This window comes from Burkholderia sp. AU44665, assembly GCF_030504405.1.
Classification (GTDB): Bacteria; Pseudomonadota; Gammaproteobacteria; order Burkholderiales; family Burkholderiaceae; genus Burkholderia; species Burkholderia semiarida.
Window position 1 is genome coordinate 1 of the sequence record NZ_JAUJRI010000023.1, and the last position, 21,055, is coordinate 21,055.

At 64.6% G+C, this 21,055-nt stretch carries 16 protein-coding genes and 1 pseudogene; 4 read left to right on the plus strand and 13 right to left on the minus strand.

Annotated features, from left to right (window positions below; all coding sequences use genetic code 11):
* Positions 1 to 1,356: efflux RND transporter periplasmic adaptor subunit (locus QZM15_RS28670; protein WP_302107741.1), on the plus strand; the 1,356-nt coding region annotated here is incomplete at its 5' end.
* Positions 1,357 to 1,387: 31 nt separating this feature from the next.
* Positions 1,388 to 2,929 (plus strand): efflux transporter outer membrane subunit, encoded by a 1,542-nt coding sequence (locus tag QZM15_RS28675; protein WP_226225839.1) that lies wholly within the window; start codon positions 1,388 to 1,390, stop codon positions 2,927 to 2,929.
* A 466-nt stretch (positions 2,930 to 3,395) separates the two neighbouring features.
* Here QZM15_RS28675 and QZM15_RS28680 read toward each other — a convergent pair whose 3' ends face one another.
* From QZM15_RS28680 to QZM15_RS28715, 8 genes and pseudogenes are all read right to left on the minus strand, one after another.
* Positions 3,396 to 3,746, minus strand: a complete 351-nt coding sequence (locus tag QZM15_RS28680) for a type II toxin-antitoxin system ChpB family toxin (RefSeq protein WP_226225840.1) — start codon at positions 3,744 to 3,746, stop codon at positions 3,396 to 3,398.
* Positions 3,740 to 3,991 (minus strand): AbrB/MazE/SpoVT family DNA-binding domain-containing protein, encoded by a 252-nt coding sequence (locus QZM15_RS28685; RefSeq protein ID WP_081059215.1) that lies wholly within the window; start codon positions 3,989 to 3,991, stop codon positions 3,740 to 3,742. Before QZM15_RS28685 ends, QZM15_RS28680 begins: the two co-directional genes overlap by 7 nt.
* A 169-nt stretch (positions 3,992 to 4,160) precedes the next feature.
* The gene (locus QZM15_RS28690; protein WP_302107742.1) at positions 4,161 to 5,621 is read right to left on the minus strand and encodes a heavy metal sensor histidine kinase; all 1,461 of its coding nucleotides are present in this window, start codon (positions 5,619 to 5,621) and stop codon (positions 4,161 to 4,163) included.
* Positions 5,618 to 6,295: a heavy metal response regulator transcription factor gene (locus tag QZM15_RS28695; protein ID WP_302107743.1), complete on the minus strand. Its 678-nt coding sequence runs from the start codon at positions 6,293 to 6,295 to the stop codon at positions 5,618 to 5,620. The genes QZM15_RS28690 and QZM15_RS28695 overlap by 4 nt, the downstream gene beginning before the upstream one ends.
* Positions 6,296 to 6,499: 204 nt before the next feature.
* Positions 6,500 to 7,030, minus strand: a pseudogene (locus QZM15_RS28700) (methyl-accepting chemotaxis protein); the annotation flags it as partial.
* An 83-nt stretch (positions 7,031 to 7,113) separates the two neighbouring features.
* On the minus strand, positions 7,114 to 7,494 hold the full coding sequence (locus QZM15_RS28705) for a hypothetical protein (RefSeq protein ID WP_302107744.1): 381 nt from the start codon (positions 7,492 to 7,494) through the stop codon (positions 7,114 to 7,116).
* 184 nt (positions 7,495 to 7,678) lie between these two features.
* Positions 7,679 to 8,965 (minus strand): MFS transporter, encoded by a 1,287-nt coding sequence (locus QZM15_RS28710; RefSeq protein WP_302107745.1) that lies wholly within the window; start codon positions 8,963 to 8,965, stop codon positions 7,679 to 7,681.
* Between the two features lie 49 nt (positions 8,966 to 9,014).
* Positions 9,015 to 10,439 (minus strand): M20 family metallopeptidase, encoded by a 1,425-nt coding sequence (locus tag QZM15_RS28715; RefSeq protein ID WP_302107746.1) that lies wholly within the window; start codon positions 10,437 to 10,439, stop codon positions 9,015 to 9,017.
* A 134-nt stretch (positions 10,440 to 10,573) separates the two neighbouring features.
* On the opposite strand from QZM15_RS28715, the gene QZM15_RS28720 reads away from it, so the two are divergent.
* The gene (locus QZM15_RS28720; protein WP_059579045.1) at positions 10,574 to 11,470 is read left to right on the plus strand and encodes a LysR family transcriptional regulator; all 897 of its coding nucleotides are present in this window, start codon (positions 10,574 to 10,576) and stop codon (positions 11,468 to 11,470) included.
* A 275-nt stretch (positions 11,471 to 11,745) separates the two neighbouring features.
* On the opposite strand, the gene mdeB is transcribed toward QZM15_RS28720, so the two are convergent.
* Together mdeB and QZM15_RS28730 are read right to left on the minus strand one after the other, a co-directional pair.
* Positions 11,746 to 14,433 (minus strand): alpha-ketoglutarate dehydrogenase, encoded by a 2,688-nt coding sequence (gene mdeB, locus QZM15_RS28725; RefSeq protein ID WP_302107747.1) that lies wholly within the window; start codon positions 14,431 to 14,433, stop codon positions 11,746 to 11,748.
* Between the two features lie 71 nt (positions 14,434 to 14,504).
* Positions 14,505 to 15,521, minus strand: a complete 1,017-nt coding sequence (locus tag QZM15_RS28730) for a 1-aminocyclopropane-1-carboxylate deaminase (RefSeq protein WP_302107748.1) — start codon at positions 15,519 to 15,521, stop codon at positions 14,505 to 14,507.
* 173 nt (positions 15,522 to 15,694) lie between these two features.
* Between QZM15_RS28730 and QZM15_RS28735 the strand changes: the two genes are divergently transcribed.
* On the plus strand, positions 15,695 to 16,207 hold the full coding sequence (locus QZM15_RS28735; protein WP_059579037.1) for an Lrp/AsnC family transcriptional regulator: 513 nt from the start codon (positions 15,695 to 15,697) through the stop codon (positions 16,205 to 16,207).
* A 125-nt stretch (positions 16,208 to 16,332) separates the two neighbouring features.
* Here QZM15_RS28735 and QZM15_RS28740 read toward each other — a convergent pair whose 3' ends face one another.
* The 3 genes from QZM15_RS28740 to QZM15_RS28750 form a co-directional block, all read right to left on the minus strand.
* Positions 16,333 to 17,901, minus strand: a complete 1,569-nt coding sequence (locus QZM15_RS28740; protein WP_226093959.1) for a methyl-accepting chemotaxis protein — start codon at positions 17,899 to 17,901, stop codon at positions 16,333 to 16,335.
* Positions 17,902 to 18,200: 299 nt separating this feature from the next.
* Complete coding sequence (locus QZM15_RS28745; protein ID WP_099318589.1) at positions 18,201 to 19,295, minus strand: Rieske 2Fe-2S domain-containing protein; 1,095 nt, start codon at positions 19,293 to 19,295, stop codon at positions 18,201 to 18,203.
* Positions 19,296 to 19,320: 25 nt separating this feature from the next.
* Entirely contained in the window at positions 19,321 to 21,021 is a 1,701-nt protein-coding gene (locus tag QZM15_RS28750) for an NAD(P)/FAD-dependent oxidoreductase (protein ID WP_226093958.1), read from the minus strand.
* Positions 21,022 to 21,055 lie beyond the last annotated feature (34 nt).

Sequence of the window (21,055 nt, forward strand, 5' to 3'; positions counted from 1 at the left end):
GCCTCCGACACCCCGCCGGCTCGCCGCGGCCGCAAGCTGACCGTGCCGCTCGCGGCCGCCGCGCTCGCCGCCGCGCTGCTCGCGCTCGGCATCGTGCCGCGTATCGACGCGCGCGCCGCGCAGCGTGCGCAGGTGGCCGTGCAGCAGGCGCTGCCAGTGTCGGTCGTCGTGCCCGGCACGGCGCCGGCCGACCAGACGCTGACCTTGCCCGGCGCGGTGACGCCGTATGCGGACGCATCGATCTATGCGCGCACGAGCGGCTATATCGCGCACTGGAGCGCCGATCTCGGCACGCACGTGAAGGCCGGCCAGACGCTCGCGCAGATCTCGGCACCCGATCTCGACGCGCAGTTGCGCCAGGCGCGCGCGGACGAAGCGAGCGCGCAGGCGAACTACGACTATGCGAAATCGACCGCGCAGCGCTGGCAGGACATGCTGAAGACGCAATCGGTGTCACAGCAGGACACCGACACGAAGGTCGCGGACATGAACGCGAAGCGCGCGATGCTCGCCGCCGCGCAGGCGAACGTCGCGCATCTTGCCGAACTCGTGTCGTACGAATCCGTCACCGCGCCGTTCGACGGCGTGATCACCGCACGCAACGTCGACGTCGGCACGCTCGTCACCGCGGGCGGCACGCCGGGCAGCCCGGGCCTGTCCGGCGAACTGTTCCATCTCGAACAGACGGACACGCTGCGCGTGTTCGTCGACGTGCCGCAGGACAGCGCGACGGGCGTGTCGACCGGCACACCGGTCTACCTGACGACGCCGCAGTATCCGGGGCGGCGCATCGCCGCGCGCGTCGCGCGCAGCGCGGGCGCGATCGATCCCGTCACGCGCACGCTGCGCGTCGAGATCGACGTCGACAATCGCGACGGCGCGCTGATGCCCGGCGCGTATGCGCAGGCGCATCTCGTCGTGCCGAGCGCGGCGCCGGCGCTCGAGCTGCCGGTCAGCGCGCTGCTGTTCCGCCCGAACGGCGTGACGGTGGCCACCGTCGGCGCGAACGGGCGCACCGCGCTGAAGACCGTGCAGATCGGGCGCGATTTCGGCACGCGGGTGGAGATCGTCGCGGGGCTCGCGGCAACCGATCGCGTGATCGACAACCCGGGCGATGCGATCACGGCAGGGGAGACCGTGAAGATCGTGTCGACCGCGCACGATGCGGCGCCGGTCGCTGCTTCGCCGGCTTCGGCCGCTTCGGGCGCTTCGGGCGCTTCGGCCGCTTCCGCCGTGCAGGCCGCGCAGGCCGCGCAACCGGCGTCTGCGGCCGATGCACGCAACGTGCCGCCGCCGCGCGCGGCCGGCGCCGCACCGGCTACGTCAACGCCCGCTGCCGCGCCCACCCGCGGCTGACCCATCGACGACGAATCACGAGATACCTGCCATGCGCCTCCGTCATCCGCTTCCGTTCGCACGTCGCATCGTCGCGCTCGCCGCCACCGCCGCACTGACCGCCTGCTCGACGCTGCCGCCCTATTCGCCACCCGCCGTCGCGGTGCCCGCGCACTACGCGGGCGCGCCGGCCGCACCTGCCGCGCAGGCCGGCTGGCACGTCGCGATGCCGGCCGACGCCGCCGCGCGCGGCGCGTGGTGGACCGTGTTCGGCGACGCCGACCTGAACGCGCTCGAAGCACGCGTCGACGTGTCGAACCAGACGGTGAAGAAAGCCGTCGCCGATCTGCAGCAGGCACGCGCGATGGTCGACTATCAGCACGCCGGATTCCTGCCGACGATCACCGCGGGCGTCGCGCAAAGCCGCGCGCGCGTGTCGCAGAACCGGCTCGGCTCGTCGCTCGCCGGCAAGACGACGCCCGACTATCAGGCCGGCGTGGCCGCGAGCTGGGAGCCGGACGTGTTCGGCCGCGTGCGCGATGCGGTGACGGGCGCGCAGGCGAACGCGGCCGCGAGCGCGGCCGACCTGCAGGCCGTGAAGCTGTCGGTCACGGCCGAACTCGCGACCGATTATTTCGCGCTGCGCTCGCTCGACACGCAGAAGCAACTGCTCGACGACACGGTCCGCGCGTACGCGGACGCGCTGACGCTGCTCAGGCAGCAACTCGCGGCCGGTGCGATCGACGCGTCGGCCGTCGCCCAAGCTCAGACGCAACTCGAATCGACGCGCACGCAGGACACCGACATCGACGCGTCGCGTGCGCAGTTGCAGCACGCGATCGCGACGCTCGTCGGCGAAAGCGCGTCGACGTTCGCGCTGCCGCCCCGCGTGCAGGCGTTCCACGTGCCGGCCATTCCGGCCGGGGTGCCGTCGCAACTGCTGGAGCGGCGGCCCGACATCGCGGCGGCCGAGCGTCGCGTCGCGGCCGCGAACGCGCAGATCGGAGAGGCACGTGCCGCGTTCTTTCCCGATCTGGTGCTGTCGGCGAGCGCGGGGCTCGAGAGTTCGTTCTTCGCGCCGTGGCTCACCGCGCCGAGCCTGTTCTGGTCGCTCGGCCCGCAGCTCGCCGGCACGCTGTTCGACGGCGGCCGCCGCAGCGCATCGCTGCGCGGCGCGCATGCGCAATACGACGGCGCGGTCGCCGATTACCGGCAAACCGTGCTCGTCGCGTTCCAGCAGGTCGAGGATCAGTTGTCCGCGCTCGATGCACTCGCTTCCGAAGCCGGCAGCCAGCAACGCGCGACCGACGCGGCCGATCTGTCGCTGCGGCTGACGACGAATCGTTTCAACGCCGGCGCCGTCAGCTATCTCGATGTGGTGACCGCGCAGACGATCGCGCTGACGAACCGGCGCACCGCCGATCAGATCGACGCGCGCCGGATGGAGGCGGCGGTCGGCCTGCTGAAGGCGTTGGGCGGCGGCTGGCAGGCGGGCGCGGGCGCGGAATCAGGCGCGGAATCGAACACCGGCGCGAAGGAGCACGCGGCGGCCGTGCGGCCCGAACCCACCGTCACGCAGCCGGCGGCCGGTTGAACGTGAGAGGCGCGCAGCCGTAGCACCATTTCAACTCTTCGATCGGCGGACGAAAGGTTGCACGTCGGTAATACGGCTCGTTGACGTCACACTGCGACATATCACCGTCAGTCATGCGAACCATGTCTTCCCCATCACTTGCGCCCGGGTCGATTGCCTCGCGGTAGTTGGGTGCCACTCTCCGGTCTCGTACGTCCGGTTGACCTGCCGCTGGCAAGCGAATGGTCCCCGGCCTCGTTCTGGATCAAGCTCCAATAATGCTGGGGCGTGCTCGCGTAATTGTCCATCTGCGAGCAGGGCTTCGACCAATTCGCCGGCAATGACGTCGCCGAGACGCTCCGCATCGAACAGCCGCCCACGGTTGCACGCGCCAACGCCGTGCGCGCCGCATTTGAGGCAGCGAACCGACGCGTTGATCGCACTGTCGATTGGCGATGTCACTTACCGGCGAGGCCGGCGTTTCCCGTCATTCCAAAATGGTTTGCAGGCGAGCGAGCGCATCTTCGACAACTTCAATGGGCGCACGCTCGACTTTGCGTGCGCCGCGCGCCTCGAGGTCGAGCGTGCGGACCATGTTCACCAGCGCCACGCCCTGCGTCTCCGTCCCCGAACCCGAGAGCGGCACAGCGAATCCCGCGTATCGCGCGAATTCGCCGCCCTGCGTAATTGGCACGACGAGCGCCACGCCAAGCGTGTTGAACGCGGCGGGTGACAGAACCAGCGCGGGACGGAAATCCCCTTGCTGTTCTTTGCCCACTGTCGGATTCAGGCTAACCCGCACGATATCGCCACGGTCGAACTTGACGCGCCTCACCATGCCTCACGTCCCACGGGCTTGACTTCACCCCACGCGACGAGGTCTGCCGGTTGCGGAGCCTTCGGATCGCATTGCGCAACGAGTTCATCCAGCGAATATTTGCGCCGCGCGGGCGAAAGCAACACGCCATCCGGCCGTACATCGGCGTGCAGAGAACTGCCAGCCGACGCGCCGATCTGCTCCAACAACACAGCAGGAAGCCGTACGGCCGCACTGTTGCCCCACTTCTGAATTTTGAGTTCCATATCACGCTCCGAATGTTTATCCATTGTAGACACGCGCCGCAGAAATGGCAAGCCGTTTGTATCTACATTGATTCTACATTCGGTTCGTTTGAAGACCCTGCAAACGGCTGCCCTGTTTCGAACGCCGGCACGAAGGACCACGCGGCGACCGTGCGGCCCGAACCCGCCGTCACGCAGCCGGCGGCCGGTTGAACGTGAGCACGAAGCGCGTGCCGCGCGCGTCGCTTTCGACCTGCGCGGTGCCGCCGTGCAGTTCCATCACCGAGCGCACGATCGCGAGGCCGAGCCCTGCCGTGCCGCCCGGTGCGCCGCCGCTGCGCGCGGGGTCGCCGCGCACGAAGCGGTCGAAGATCCGCGGCAACAGCGCGGGATCGATCGGCTCGCCCGGATTCGCGACGACGACGCGCACCGCGTCGGCGGTTTCATCGACACTCAGTGTGATGACGCCGCCGGCGGGCGTGTAACGCAGCGCGTTCGCGAGCAGGTTGCCGACCGCGCGGCGGAACAGCTCGACGTCGGCGGTCAACTGCCCGTGCCCGTCGACGCGCAGCGCCGAGCCCGCCTCGCCGGCGAGCCCCTCGAAATACTCGGCGATGCGCTCGAGTTCGTCGCGCACGTCGAATGCGCGCTGCCGCGTGACGAAGCTCGGATGCTCGGCGCGCGCGAGAAACAGCACGTTCTCGATCATCCGTGCGAGGCGATCGTATTCCTCGAGATTCGATTCGAGCAGCGTCTGGTACTCGTCGGCCGAACGCGGCCGCGCGAGCGCGACTTCGGTGGCGCCGCGCATGTTGTTCAGCGGCGTGCGCAAGTCGTGCGCGAGATCGGCGCTGAATTGCGACAGATGCGCGAACGCCTGCTGCAGGCGGCCGAGCATCGCATTCTGCGCATCGACGAGCGCGCGCAGCTCCGGCGGCGCGCGCGACGCGTCGAGCCGCGTGTCGAGCTTGTCGACCGTGATCCGGCCGGTGTCGTCGACGATCTCGCGCAGCGGCGCGAGCGCCTTGCGGATCAGCCAGTAGCCGAGCAGCAGCGCGAACAGCGCGCCGACGCCGCCGGCAAGCATGAGCCGGTTGCGGTAGCCGTCGAGCAGTTCGGCCCGGTCGCGCATGTTGCGCGCGATCGCGATGCGGATAGGCGTGCGGTCGCCGAGCGCGGCCTCGATCGCGACGCCGCGCATCGGCGTGCCGCCGGCGGCGGTCCATGTGACGAGCCGGTCGGCCGTGATCCGGTCGTTCGCGGGAACCGGCGCCGCGTGCGGCGCGAACAGTTGCGCGTCGGCCAGCGGAACCGATGCGGCCGCGGGTGCATCGTCGAGCGCGGCGAGCCGGACGTTGTGGCGCGCGAGCACGTCGCCCTGCGCATCGACGACGACCATCGACAGCGCCTCGTTGCCCAGCACCTGGCTCGTCAGCCGCTCCGCGTGCGCGCGAACCGCATCGAGCGACTCGAGCTCGCCCGCGAGCCGGCGCGTGTGGCGCGCGGCCAGCACGATGTCGAGATCGTCCTGCGTGTTCACCTGCCGCTCGAGGCCCGCATACACATACGCGCCGACGAGCGCGAATGCGGCCAGCGTGGTCGCGGCGAAAGCGAGCGCGAGTGTCGCCGCGAGCGAGCGCGGGCGCGTCATGCGCCGTCCTTCGGCTCGAGCACGTAGCCGACGCCGCGCACGGTATGGATCAGCTTGACCGGAAACGCGTCGTCGATCTTCGCGCGCAGGCGCCGGATCGCGACCTCGACGACATTGGTGTCGCTGTCGAAATTCATGTCCCACACGTACGATGCGATCTGCGTGCGGCTCAGCACCTCGCCCTGCCGGCGCGCGAGCAGTTGCAGCAGCGAGAATTCGCGCGGCGTCAGGTCGATTCGCGTGCCGCCGCGCTTCACGCGGCGGCGCACCACGTCGATTTCCAGATCGCCGACCGCCAGGTGCTCGGTCTCGCGCGGCGGCCCGCGACGCGCGAGCGTGCGGATGCGGGCCAGCAGCTCGACGAACGCGAACGGCTTCACGAGGTAATCGTCGGCGCCGAGTTCGAGGCCGTGCACGCGGTCGTGCACGTCGTCGCGCGCGGTCAGGAACAGCACGGGCGTCGTGTGCGTCTCGCGCAGCCGCTTGAGCACGCCCCAGCCGTCGAGCACGGGCAGCATCACGTCGAGCACGATCACGTCGTAACGCTCTTCCTGCGCGAGCATCAGCCCTTCGGCGCCGTCCTTCGCGAGATCGACGCTGAAGCCCGATTCCTCGAGCCCTTTCTTCAGGTACGCGCCCGTTTTCGGTTCGTCTTCGACTATCAGGATGCGCATGGCCGGCTCCGTCGCATTCGTGGGGACATACGGCGATGTTACCCGGAAACGGCGACACGGCCGCGCTCCGTGCAGGCCCGAGCGGCGTAGATGACAAAACGGTAATCGGCCCGTCAGCCTGGCGTGCGGTCGCGGCGCCAGGCCGCGGATTCCCGTCCCGTCGGTCCAGCGCGATCGCGGCGCGTATGCCTAAACACGCCGGCTCTACGGGGCTTCACTGCGTCCAAGCCGAAAAACCGAGACGACCTCCACCCGTTCCCGTGACTGCTGGCGCAGACTGATCGCCGCCGCCGTTTGCTCGACCAACGCGGCGTTTTGCTGCGTGGCGCGCTCCATCTGGCCGACGGCTTCGCCGATCTGGGCCACGCCGAGCGATTGTTCGGCGCTCGCGGCACTGATTTCACGCATCGTCTCGGTGGCGCGACGAATGGAGTTCACGACTTCGGTCATCGCCACCCATGCGCGCTCGACTTCGGTCGAACCTTGAGCCACGCGCCCCACGCTCGAGCCGATGAGCTTCTCGATCTCCCTGGCCGCATCGGCGGAACGTCCGGCCAGGCTGCGCACTTCGCTGGCGACCACCGCGAAGCCCCTGTCGTGCTCGCCGGCGCGCGCGGCCTCGACCGCGGCGTTCAAGGCCAGAATGTTCGTCTGAAAGGCAATGCTGTCGATGACACCCGTGATGTCCGAGATTTGGCGGGAGCTGTCGTTGATGCCCTTCATGGTTTCCACGACGTGACCGCGACACCGATTTGCCGGGACCAGTCACTGACCAGCCGCTCGGTCTGCAACGGCCGGGCAAAACGATTTTCATCGCATCAATGGATCAACATGTTCTCGGCGATCGCGTGCTTCAACTCCTTCAGAACAAGCGCGAGCAGACGAGATACCTGCATTTCGACCTCGTCGCCGTCGAAAGTAACGAGGGCACGCACCCTGTTGCCGTCGATGCCGCCGAGCCAGTCGAGGTCTTGCGGGCGTGTCGACCACACCAGCAACGGCACGCCTCGCGGCAATCGACTCAATTGGCAATCCGCGCTCGTCTTCGCCACATCGGGAACGTTACCCGGCATGAGCGACTCGCTCCATGCGCGATGCGCATCGACGGGATCGTCAATCTGGAGAAGCGCGACTTCCGGCATCGCCGCGAAGCGGGCTACGGCCGCTGAAACCGCGGCCGCACCGGGGCTCGGATCCATGACGACACATACGCGAGCCCGCTCCGAAGGCGGTAACAGCCAGTTCCACGTCGAAGCCCCCGACGATACCGCGTCCAGTTTCCTTGCACTCATGCCGATCACCTCGCATGTCGTCGAAACAAGTCTCGGGCCGCACCCGGCGAAGCCATCGCTCGGCCGTGCGGCGTTCTCTCGATGCGCTGCCTTATCGGAGATTCAACATCGATCGACAGCCGCGCAATGCAAACAGACTCAGCACGCCGAGCAGCATCAGATAAAACGCCGGCGATGCCAGATTGCCCGTCTGATGGATCAACGATGCGACGATCAGCGGCGCGAAACCGCCAAACAGCGTGACGCCGATGTTGTAGCTGATCGCCATGCCCGTCGCTCGCGTTTCGGCCGGAAATACTTCCGCCATCAGCGCTGGCAGCGCGCCAAAATAGACCGCCTTCAGCGTCCCCATCCAGGCCATCATCGCAATGAGTCTTCCCAGATCGGGATGCGCGCCAAGCAATTTGAAAACCGGATAAATGGTCAGAATGAAGGCTATCCCGGCCCAGATCATCAGCCTGATGCGGCCGATCCTGTCCGAGAGATGACCGACGAACGGCGTAACGAACGTCAGGATGGCGCCGGTCAACGTCGTTGCAATGAAACCGAAACTGGCAGGCAGATGAAGTTCACGTACCGCGTAGGTCGGAATATAAAGAATGACGTAACTGGCGCCGGTAGAAAGAACGAGCGTACCGATCGCCAGCAACATTCTGGCCTTCTGATTGACGAACACTTCCCTCACCGGGAACGATGCGGGCCTTTCACGCCTTGCGCCGTCGGCCTCATGCACGTGCTTTCGCAAGTACAGGCCGACCGGGCCGATCAGCACACCAAAGAGAAACGGAATGCGCCAACCCCATGCGTCGATGGCGTCTCCATCGAGGATCAACGTGAGGAGAACGCCGAAACCGGCCGCGAGCATATAGCTCAATCCTTGACTCGCGAACTGGAAGCTGGCGAACAATCCCTTGCGCTCGGGACACTGCTCCACCAGAAACGCGGTCGTGCTGCCGAACTCGCCGCCCGCGGAAAATCCCTGAAGCAGCCGAGCGCAGATGACCAGAATCGGTGCGATCACGCCGATCGACGCGTAACTCGGCATCAGTGCGATCGTCGTCGTGCCGATCATCATCGTCACGATCGACACCATCATCGACGCCTTGCGGCCGCGACGATCCGCATACGAACCCAGCACCAGCGCTCCGATCGGCCTGGCCAAATACGAGATCGCGAACGTCCCGAACGTCAGAAGAAGGGATACCCCGCTGCTCGACGCTGGAAAGAAAGCCTTTGAAATCGAGATTGCGAAGAATCCGTAAATCAGTATGTCGAACCATTCCAAGGCATTGCCGACGGTTGCGGCGAACACCAGCCGCAACACGTTTGGAGCTTGTTCTCTCGTCGGCGCGGCATCCACCATTTCCATAGTACGCATCTCATTCTCCGTTCACTTACGATGACAAGTGCATTAAAAAATTGGCGTCTTATGCGTGGACGACAAGCGTTCCTTCCTTGCGCCGATCCCGGACGGCGGATGCCGACTCCCCGAGATCCCAAAATATGCCGGCCATGATCTGCAGCGCCTCACGCGCGACACTTCCAAGCAGGTGTTCGTTCGGTGCATGCTGGGAGCAGGCTCCGTATGAGTGCGGAATCCAGATCGTCGGAAGGCCCAGAACCTCGGAAAAGACGTCGTTGGGCAGCGACCCGCCAAGATTGGGAAGCAAATCCGGCTGCTTTCCGGTCGTCCGCTCGATCGAATCGAGCGCCCATGCGACCCACGGATCTTCCGGCGGCAGACGCGTAGCGCCCATTCGCTCGCCGATCGAAACCTCGACCCTGTCGAACCCGCATTCGTCGAGGCGATGCCGTAGAACTTCTTCGATACGCTCGCAATCCGTACCGACGACGTACCTGAGTTGGCAATGCGCGTGCGCGACGGGCGGAATCGCGCCGATCGGGCTGGTCGGGTTACCGGTGGTAAAGGCCAGTACTTCGAGCGCGTTCCATGCATAGACGCGCTCCTGGGCCGTCAAATCGGGCTCGCCCCAATTGCCATCGACGTGAGGATCGTCGGGCCCGCCACCGACGGCAATATGCTTCAGCGCCGTGCGTACCGAAGCCGGAATATGCGTCGGCAACAGCGTGTCGACGAGGATCCGCCCGCGCCCGTCGACGAGCGACGAAATCGCGTTCGCGAGCACGGTTCCGGCATTGCCGAGCGCTCCACCCCAATTTCCGGAATGATGGGCGCCCGACCGGAGCCGGACGGAAAGCGTGAAGTTCACGAATCCACGCGACCCGAGAAAAACGCAGGGGACGTTCGACCTGGCCCGAGGGCCATCCGAAGCGATCAGAACGTCGGCGGCGAGAAGGTCCTTGTTCTGCTCGCAGACCGCGCGCAGCCCGGGCGATCCGGTTTCTTCCCCCATCTCGAGCAGCAGCGTCGCATTGAAGCCCAGGCGTCGATTCCTGGCCTCGATGACTTGCTCCAGCGCGGCCAGGTTGATCGTGTGTTGCCCTTTGTTGTCGGCGGTGCCCCGCCCGAACCATCGGTCCCCTTCAACCGTGACGTTCCATGGCGACATCTGGTCCTTCCACTGTCCGTCATGGCCACGGACGACGTCACCGTGCCCGTACATCAGGATCGTCGGAAGCGAGGGATCCTCGATACGCGTCGCGATCAAAAACGGCGCGCTCCCCGCAACCGGGTTCTCGACGATACGAGACTCAAAGCCGATACGGTCGATCGATGGGACGATCTCGTCGACGAGGTATGCTCGAAGCTCGCCGTCCCGTCCGGAATCCTGACTTTCCGTCGTCATGGAGACGCGTCGCGCGAGATCTTTCAGAAAGCCCCCCGAATCGAAATATGTTGTGGCAGAGTCGATTGCTTGATGGCGCGTCATGGTGATCCTCGCGTGTATCGTGGAAGAGCGGCTTGTTCGACCTTGATGGATCAAGCGTACGGAGCCAAAACGCGCACTACAATTGACTTTTTTGCGTGCCCTGCTTTCGAATAACGCAAACTTGGCGGCCCGTCATGCACAACGCTGCACTCCGATACTTCCTTGCCGTTGCCAATACAGGTTCGCTGAGCGAGGCGTCCGAGAAGCTGCACGTTTCGATCTCGGCGATCAGCCGTCAGATCACGAAGCTGGAGGAGGAGGTTGGCTGCCCGTTGTTCGAGCGTCAGGCGCGCGGCATGGTCCCCAACAAGGCCGGGGAGCTGCTGGCTGCACATGTTCGTAGAACCCTGCTCGAAGGTCAGCAGGTGATCGAGGAGATCAAGGCGCTGAACTCGTTCGATCGGAGCACGATCCGCGTCTCGACGTCGGAAGCGTTTGCCCGGGATGTTCTCCCTCGGGCCATCACGCAATTTCTGGAGAAGTCGCCCGGTACCCGTTTCGAGGTGGCGGTGACGGCGCCCAAGGAGGTGACGGCACACGTACGGAGCGGCGAAGCGGATATCGGCCTGACTTTCGGTGTTGTACGAGAGCCGGAGATCAACGTCGAGTACACGCAGAGCGCGCCCATTTGTGCCGTCATGCCGCGTTCTCACGTGCTGGCTGGTCGCGCGACGGTATCGATGGCCGAGTTGCGGAATTTCCCGATTGCGTTGCTTGACCGTGGCACGACGATCCGTCAGCTTTTCGATACGACGGCGAGCCTCGAGAATCTTCTTTTCGAGCCTGTCCTGACCTGCAACAACTCCGGCACGCTGTATGCATTCACTCAAATGTCTGGGGTCGTGTCGCTGACCAGCCGCCTGACGGTACGGGCGCGTCTGGCGACGGACGGCCTGGTGGCGATACCGATCGACCATCCGGGCATGTCGTTGCGTGCGATCCAGATCCAGACCTTGTCGGGCCGCGAGTTGTCGACTGTACTGATCGACTTCATTGGCGAACTGGTGAAGCAACTGCATACGGCCGACTAGATACGTGACGACCCGTACCCGTGTCCCCACCGAGCCCCGACATCCCGCGAACTACGGTGGTCAAATAAACCACGAACCTGAGCAGAACCACCTTTGCCGTCCGCCCAAGGACGCGCCTTTCTTTTGGTTACTTTTCTTTGGAAGACAAAGAAAAGTGACCGCCGCCCCGCGCAGGGGCGACGCTGATAGACCGATAGCAAGACAGGTTCAACGACAAAGGCGCGGAGAACCACTTAAAACAACGACCCACGCACATATTCGACAGAAAGCACACGTTAGTACGCCACCACCCCGACGACATCAGACGCCCCCGACAGTTGGCGGGCCTCATTCCCCACCACCGGCCCCTCGAGGGCCTTCAACCCGGCCTGCACGATGGCCTGAGCATCCACCTCAAAATACCGCCGCAACTGCGCGCGCGAATCGCTTCGACCGAACCCGTCGGTCCCAAGCGTGACATATCGCCGTCCTTCAGGAATATATGCACGAACCATTTCCGGAAGCGCTTTCACATAGTCCGACGCGGCGACGATCGGCCCAACGGTCGCGCGCAGCTGGGTGGCAATCCACGATTCCCCGATGTCTCCGGAACCGAGCCGCCATTCCCGCTCGCATCGCGCGCCATCCCGCCCCAGCTCGACATAGCTGGTAATACTCCAGACGTCCGCGGACACCTCATGCAACCGCTCGAATTCGTCCGCCGCCTTGAGAACCTCCCCCATGATCGCGCCGCTGCCGAACAACTGAACCCGCCTCTGAAAGCGGCCGCCCCGTCGAAACAGATACATGCCCTTCACGATACCTTCATGCGACACATCGGCAATACTCGGTTGCGCGACGTTTTCATTGGTCACGGTGACGTAAAAGAACTCGTCGTGCGCGTCACTCAGCATGCGCCGCAACCCGTAATCGACCAGGACCGCCAGTTCACCGGCAAAGGACGGATCGTACGCCCGACACGTCGGTATCGTCGACGCGAGAAGATGGCTCGAGCCATCCTGATGCTGCAATCCTTCACCTCCCAGCGTCGTGCGGCCTGACGTGGCGCCGACGAGAAAGCCTCGGGCTCGCTGATCGGCAGCCGCCCAGATCAAGTCGCCGATACGCTGAAAGCCGAACATGCTGTAGTAGATATAGAACGGCATCATCGGAATACCGTGCACGGCGTAACTCGTCGCGGCGGCCGTCCACGACGAGATGGCCCCCGCCTCCGTGATGCCTTCCTCGAGAATTTGACCATCGGACGCTTCACGATACGAGAGCATCGATGAATTGTCTTCCGGATCGTACAACTGACCGAACGGCGCGTAGATTCCGACCTGACGAAAAAGATTCGCCATGCCGAACGTTCTGGCCTCGTCCGCCACGATCGGAACCAATCGCGGGCCGAGGCTGGCGTCCTTGAGCAGCGCACCAAGTTGCCTGACGAAGGCGGTCGTCGAACTCATGACCTTGCCGTCCGCATTCAGCGAGAAGCCCGCGACGCTCGCCAGTTCGGGCACCGCCAGTCGCTCGGATGCCACACGTCGCTGAGGGAGATAGCCGCCAAGCGTCTCGCGACGCTTGCGCAAGTACCGCAGCTCATCGCTATCGTGCGCCGGCCGATAGAACCGCGCTTGCGATGCCTCTTCGTCGGAAAGCGGGAGCGCGAATCGATCCCGAAAGGCAAGCAGGTCGTCCCGCTCCAGCTTCTTCTGCTGATGCGTCGTCATGCGCCCTTGCGCGATCGTGCCCATGCCATAGCCCTTCATGGTCTTGGCCAGCACAACCGACGGCCGACCATTCCTGATCGTCGCCGCGGCAAAGGCGGCATGGATTTTCACGGGATCGTGTCCGCCGCGCCGAAGCATCGCGATGTCGTCGTCGGACAACGAATCCACCAGCGCTCGCAGTTCCGGCGTCCGGCTGAAGAACGTCTCGCGATTGAACGCGCCGTCATTGGCCGACAACGTCTGGAAATCACCATCGACGGTGTTCGCGAAAGCGCGTTCGAGCACACCGCCATGATCGCGGCCGAGCAACGCATCCCACTCGGAGCCCCAGATGCATTTGACGATGTTCCATCCGGCGCCGGCGAACAATGCCTCGAGTTCGTCGATGACCCGGCCGTTGCCGCGAACGGGGCCATCCAGTCGCTGGAGATTGCAGTTGATGACGAATATGCAGTTGTCGAGCCGCTCGCGAGCCGCGAGTGTCAACGCGGCGATCGACTCGGGCTCGTCCATTTCTCCATCGCCGAAAAAACCCCACACGCGACGATCGCCATGCGCCTTCAAGCCACGATTTTCCATGTACCGCATGAACCGCGCCTGATAAATGGCGTTGAGCGGCCCCAGTCCCATCGATCCGGTTGGAAACTGCCAGAAGTCCGGCATCAGAAAGGGATGAGGATATGAACTCAATCCCCGGATGCCGCCGGCCTCCGCCACGATCTCCTGGCGATAATGGGACAGCGATTCTTCCGACAGTCGCCCCTCGAGAAATGCCCGCGCGTAGACACCCGGCGCCGAGTGCGCCTGGAAAAACACCAGATCGCCGCCGTGCACCGCATCCGGGCCGCGGAAAAAATGCTGGAAACCGACCTCGAACAGGTCCGCGGCCGAAGCATAGCTCGCGATGTGTCCGCCCAGTTCGCCCTGCGCCCGGTTGGCGCGGACCACCATCGCGAGCGCGTTCCACCGTATCAACGCCGCGATCCGCCGCTCGATTTGCAGATCGCCCGGATAGGCAGGCTGCTCGTCGGGCGCCACGGTATTGACGTACGGCGTGATCAGAGGCGGCCTCCACGCGACGCGACGGGCGTGTGCATGCGCCAACAACGAGTCGAGAAGATGGCGTGCACGTTCCTTGCCTTGATCGCCGCCCCACGCATGCAACACGCCATCGAGCGCGTCGCACCATTCCCGGAGCTCCTCCGGGTCGGGATCGGTCGTCGTGGTCGGAAGTCGATTCTGCATGTCCATACTTTGCACCCCGAATTGACGGTATACACGCCGCGTTCCGACTCCACTTGCAGTCGGAACGCGGCCAAGCCTCAACCGTTCTTGAACAGGAAGCTGTATGCGTTCAATGCGGGGACGCCGCCGAGGTGCGCATACAAGACACGGGACCCTTCCGGAAACTCGCCCCGGCGCACCCTGTCGATCATGCCATGCATCGACTTGCCTTCATAAACCGGGTCGGTCAACATCCCCTCGGTCTTCGCGCACAGTCGAATCGCTTCGAGCGTACCTTCCGACGGAAGGCCGTATTCGGCGCCCCCGTAGCGCGTATCCAGCACCACGTCCGCGTCCTCGATCGGCCGATCGAGTTCCACGAGATCGGCGGTGTGGCGTGCGATGCGAAGAATCTGCTCGCGCGTCTGCGCGGGTTTGGCCGACGCATCGATACCGATCACGCGATCCGCGCGCCCGTCTGCCGCGAAGCCGACGACCATGCCGGCCTGCGTGCTTCCGGTCACCGAACACACGACGATGTAGTCGAACTTGAATCCGAGTTCAGCTTCCTGGGCGCGCACTTCCTCCGCGAAACCGACGAACCCCAGGCCGCCAAGCCGATGCTCTGAACAACCGGCAGGGATCGGATACGGCTTCCCTCCCGCGTCGCGAACGCTCTCCATCGCCTGCTCCCAGCTCGGGCGAATTCCGATGTCGAAGCCGTCGCTGACCAGCCGAACGTCGGCGCCCATCATGCGCGACATCTGAATGTTCCCGACGCGGTCATACACGGCGTCCGAGTAGTTGACCCAGTTTTCTTGAACCAGCACGCATTTCAGGCCAAGATGAGCCGCGACCGCCGCGACCTGACGCGTCTGGTTCGACTGGATGCCGCCGATCGATACCAGCGTGTCGGCTCCGCTCGCCAGAACGTCCGGCACGATGTACTCGAGCTTCCGGGTCTTGTTCCCGCCGAACGCCAGGCCGCTGTTGCAGTCTTCGCGTTTTGCATAGAGATGAACTTTTCCACCCAGCGCCTTGCCGAGGCGGGGCAACTCGTGGATGGGGGTGGGTCCGAAGGTCAGCTTGTGGCGAGGAAAGCGATCGAGGTTCACGGAGGTTCTCCGAAAGGTGGGCGGTGGATTCCGACGCCCGATGTCGTCAGGGCGACCGGGCACGAAGAAATTCTAGTGAAATACCCACGAAACGTGGTTGCAAACATCCGCCGATCGCCACGCTTTGAAATACAATTTCCCCCATCCTCACGAATGTATATTTTTTAGAATCAATGAAATCGACAACAAAATTTCCTGGCAAATCGCGCCCCGACGACGCGAGCCACGTCGAACTTGACCGTACGGACAAAGCGATCCTGCGAGCCCTTCAGAAAGACGCATCGATCTCGAACGTCGCTCTGGCGGCGAAGGTGAATTTGAGCGCGCCGGCGTGTTTGCGCCGCGTCGAAAGGCTCAAGAGCCTGGGTTTGATCCGAGGAATCGTCGCGTTGCTCAACGCGCCTGCCCTCGATGCGGGCATGGTCGTCATCATCGGCGTCGTACTGGATCGATCGACTCCCGAATCCTTCGCCGCGTTTGAAAAAGCGGCCCAGAACGTATCCGGCTGCATGGAATGCCACGTGGTGACCGGCGAGTTCGACTACTTCATGATGCTGCGCACCCGCGATAGCGAAAGCTTCAACCGACTCCATGCCGAACAACTGCTTTATCTGCCCGGCGTGCGTCAGATTCGGACTTTCATGGTGCTCAAACAGGTTTTTTCCTCGACGCAGATCGCCATATAGCGGCTGGGCAAGGCAGCCGTTTGCGGCTTACGCCGGAACTCGCCGACGACAATCACATGGAAAGCCGCGAAGCGGCTCGGCTCCGGCTCGCGTCGACTTCCCGCGGAGCACCGGGGCCGCGCCCGTCAGTGCGCGAGCGCGCGACCGATCCTGAATACCCCGACCACGTCGCGCAGCGTGGTTGCCTGCTGCGCCATCGCCTGGGCGGCAGCCGATGCCTGCTCCACGAGCGCCGCATTCTGCTGCGTGACCGAGTCCATCTGCCCCACGGCGACGTTGACCTGCTCGATACCCGTTCCCTGTTCGTCCGAAGCCGACGCAATTTCACTCATGATGTCGGTCACCCGCCGCACGGACTGCACGATATCCGACATCGTCGTGCCCGCGCGTTCGACGTGCTGCGACCCCTGCGCCACGCTCTCCACCGAACCCGTGATGAGATCCTTGATTTCCTTGGCCGCGTTCGCGCTGCGTTGCGCCAACGTGCGCACTTCGCCGGCCACGACCGCGAAGCCGCGCCCCTGCTCGCCCGCACGCGCGGCCTCGACTGCCGCGTTCAGCGCGAGGATGTTCGTCTGGAACGCGATCCCCTCGATCACGGCAATGATTTCGGCCACCTTGCCCGAACTGCTCGAAATCGCACGCATGGAATCGACCACCTGGTTCACCACTTCGCCGCCGCGCATCGCGACCTCGCACGCGCTGCCCGCAAGCGCATTCGCCTGCCTGGCGTTTTCCGTATTCTGACGAACCGTCGCGGTCAACTGCTCCATGCTGGCCGCCGTTTCCTCGAGCGAAGCCGCCTGCTCTTCCGTTCGCTGCGAGAGATCCAGGTTACCCTGCGCGATTTCGCCGGCCGAAGTCGTGATCGATTCCGCGGTCGACTGGATTTCCGACACGATGCCGCTCAGTTGCCGTCGCATCGATTCGAGCGACGCCATCAGGCTGCCGCGATCGTTCGGCGCGACCGGCACGGGTGCTTCGAGGTTGCCTTCGGCAATACGCCCGGCCACGACCGCGGCGGCGGCGGGCTCGCCGCCCAGCGACCGCATGATTCCGCGCGTGATGACTGTCCCCAGCACGATTGCGAGGATGACGGTGACGATGCCTGCAGCCGCGAGCGTCAACTTGGTCAGCGCCGTCAAGCTGGCCACGTCTCCTGAACGCTGATCGAGCAGCGACTGCTCGGCGTCGTTCAGCTCGCCGGCCACGGCTCGATAGCGGTCCATGAACTGCTTGTCGTCGCCCTGCTTGAAGTAGTCGATCAGCACATTGGCAGGCTGCGTACCGGCATTGACGTCACGCCGCATCGCGATCAGCTTGTCGTCGACCTCCGCCACCTTCCGATGCATGTCGCGCAGCGTCTCGAGACGGCGCTGTTGCGCTGCATTGTCCGAAGTGAGGCTGCGCACGACATCGAATGACGTGGCGAACTGCTTGAGGCCCGCCTTGTAGGGCTCCAGAAACCGGTCATCCCCCGCGGCCACGTAGCCGCGCACGCCCGTCTCCATGTTGATCATGCTCGTCAGCATGTCGTCGTTCGCTCGCAGGACCTGGTAGCTATGAACGTTCCAGCCGTTCGCCTGGTTCAGCTTCAGAAAATTGACGATCGAGATCGCGCTGCCGATCAACGAAATAAGTACGACGATACCGAATGCTACGCCCAGCTTCCTGCCGACCGTCATGGAGCCCATGCTTTCTTCCCCGCGTGTGTTGTTGTTCTTGATGTCGGCACGCAAGCAAACTTACTGTAATGTGCGCATCCCCGCCTGAAGAGACATTTCGCAAGATGGCCGGCCATGTCGGTCGGCTTGCCCCGACATGCAGCCGCAGAGGGTGACTATCCGTCCTCGCAAACGATCAACGGCGAATTATCTTTTTATCGGTTGCCGCGAAAAATGGTGCGCCGGCCGCGATGAAAACGCGGGACGTTCTCGTCACCGGGAAAACGGGAACCGGCAACGAGGGCCGGCCGGCGCTGTCGACTCACGCGTCACGGTTCGCTCGAGCCGACGCGGTCGACCCACCCCCGGTAGAACGCGCGGTACTTGAGCACGAGCTTGTCGTACTTGCTGTACGCGCCGCCGCCGTCCGGCTTCATCCCGTTCCAGATCTTGACGTCGTACCCCGCGGCCTGCCGGGTCTGGAGCCCGAACAGCACGTAGTCGGTCGCGCGGCGCAGGAGGCCGCCCACCTTCCTGATCGAGATCAGCATGTGCATGACGTTCTTGCCGTCGCTTATCGGCGTCACGCACTGCAGCAGCTTGTATTTGGCGTCTCCGTCCAGCGCGACGGTCATCACGCACCCGCCGGGATAGCCGTCGAAGTGCAGGTTCATCTGCGACATGTTCAGGCCCAGCGCGCGCGACAGCATGCCGAGCGGCCCGAAGTACCGGTCCACCGTGAAGTCGATCCCGGCGCCGAACCACGCGCCCGCCCGCGCCATCGGCTCGACCTCCGGCCATTCGCGCCAATCGTCGAACAGCTTGAGCTCGAAGGCCGAGACCGGGAGCGCGTGGACGGGCGTCGCGTGCTGCGCGTCGTAGAAGTTCTCGACGATCCGCAAGACCGCCGTCGTCGTCTCGAACGCGAAGTGCAGATGCATGAAATCGTCGTTGTCGACGTCGGCCGCGGCGATGTCGGGCAGCGGGTGCAGCGGCTGCGCGGAACCGTACCAGACCCACACGTAGCCATACCGCTCGGCGGTGACCCACGTCGGCTGGCGCGCGCCGCGCGGAACGGGCTCCAGCCGGTGCACCGCCGGGCTATGGCCGGGAATGTGCACGCACTGGCCGCGCTCGTCGTATCGCCAATGGTGAAACGGGCACTGGATGCACCCGTCCCTGATTTGCCCGTCGGCCAGGTTCGCGCCAAGGTGCGCGCAGTGGCGGTCCATCACCACGGCCCGTCCCGACGCGCCGCGCCACGCGACGCACGGCCGGCCGAAGAGCGTCAGCGCCGTCGGTTTGTCCTTGAGGTCGGCCGAGCGCATCGCGACGTACCAGCTCGCGGCCACGCGCGTGGTCGCGTCGTACGCTCCCGCGGGACGCTCCCTGGCCCCCGCCTCGTTCAATTGAATGTCTTCGATCATTTTCATTCCGGAGGTCGGCCGACTACTTCAGCGCCAGGCCGATGCGGGTCGTGATGTACGCCCTGAGCAGCGCGAACATCGGGTTGTAGTCGAAATACCTTTTCACCTCCGCCGGCGCGCTGGTCTGCGTCCAGTGCAGCAGCTTCATCGCCGGCAGCAGGCTGTACTTCGAGTTGTTGAGCTGCGGTTTGGCACCCGTGATGCAGTACCCGAAACCGAACATCGGCTTCGCGAACTCCCGTTCGTCGATGAGGGCGTGAATGCGCGCCGCGGCCTCCTCGGCCGGCTTGCGCCCGGCGCTCACGGCTTCGACCTCGGCTTTGGCGTCGTTGAACAACTGGTAGTACCCCTCCATGTCCGCGCACAGGTACCCGAGGTACGGGGGGTTGTCGTCGAGGTGATCGAGGTCGCGCTCGTCGCGCGACGCACGGAACCGCGCGTGCGCCTGCACCAGCCGGAACTGCCCGAGGATCGTGCCGACCGCCCACAGCCTGTGGAACGCGTCCCACAGGCGGAAGTCCGAGAACGCCGTGTAGCAGCAACTGACGAAGTCGTCGTTGTGGTCCAGAAGCTTCTGCTGCAGACGCTCGATGTACTCGAAGCGCTCGGGGGAGAAATCGTCGTCGCGCAGCGCCTTGATCAGGCGCGCCGCGAGCGCGTGGATGGTCACCGCGGTGTTCTCGAGCCCGCGGGAAAAAAGCGGATCGATGAACCCGTTCGCGTGCAGCATCAGGCAGTAGCGGTCGCCGACGCAGGCGCTCGACGAGAACTGCAGGCGATCGGTCCTGACCCAGTCGCGCACCGGCACGGCGTCCCGGAACTGCGCCGCGATGCTCGGGAACCGCGCGAGGAATGCGTCGAATTCCTGCTGCGCGGAGATGTCCGTTTTCGGATGGATACGCGGGTCGAGCTGCAGGCCGACGCTCACCAGGTTGTTGGTCGAACGCGGATGATTGTTGAACGGAATCACCCAGAGCCAGCCGCCCTCGAACATGTGGTGCAAGGTGCCCTCGTGCCAACGCCAGCGCTGCCCCTTGACCTTGAAGATGTCGTCGAACGGCTTGACGCCGAGCATGTGCGTATAGAGGCTGCGCGAGTGCGTCTTGAAGCGGCACGGCTCTTCGCGGAGATTGAACTTGGTCGCGAGCGGCGCGCGGGGCCCGCCGCAATCGATCATGTAGCGGCCGGTGAACCGTTCGCCCTGGGCGGTCGCGACCGCGACGCCATCCTTGTCGGCGTGGTATTCGGTCACGCTCGTCTTCTGGCGAACCGTGCAGCCGTACTTGATGGCGGCTTGCAACAGGTACGCGTCGACGTCCTGCCGGTAATAGTGGCTCTCCGGCCCCCACGGCAACTCGGGAATCACGCACTGCGTGAACTCCTTCGGGTCGTGTTCCTCGCCGGGCCTGTGGAACACGAAGCCGAAGTTGCGCTTGATGCCGGTGCTCGACGCGACGTAACGCTGCGTCGCATAGAACGACGTGATGTGATCAAGCTCCGGAATGCCGTAGCGATCGGCGATGATGCGATTCATCAGCGACGTCTCGGGGATCGACGATTCGCCGATCGTGAAGCGCGGGTGCGACGATTCCTCGATGATCAGCACGCGAAACCGCTGCTTGGCCAGGATGGCTCCCATCTGGGTGCCCGACATGCCCGAACCGAGGATGATCACATCGAAGTGGTTGCTGTCGCGCCCGTCCGCGGGGCTCTGTTGAGTCATGAGGGCACACTCTCCTGTTGAGATGGAACACATG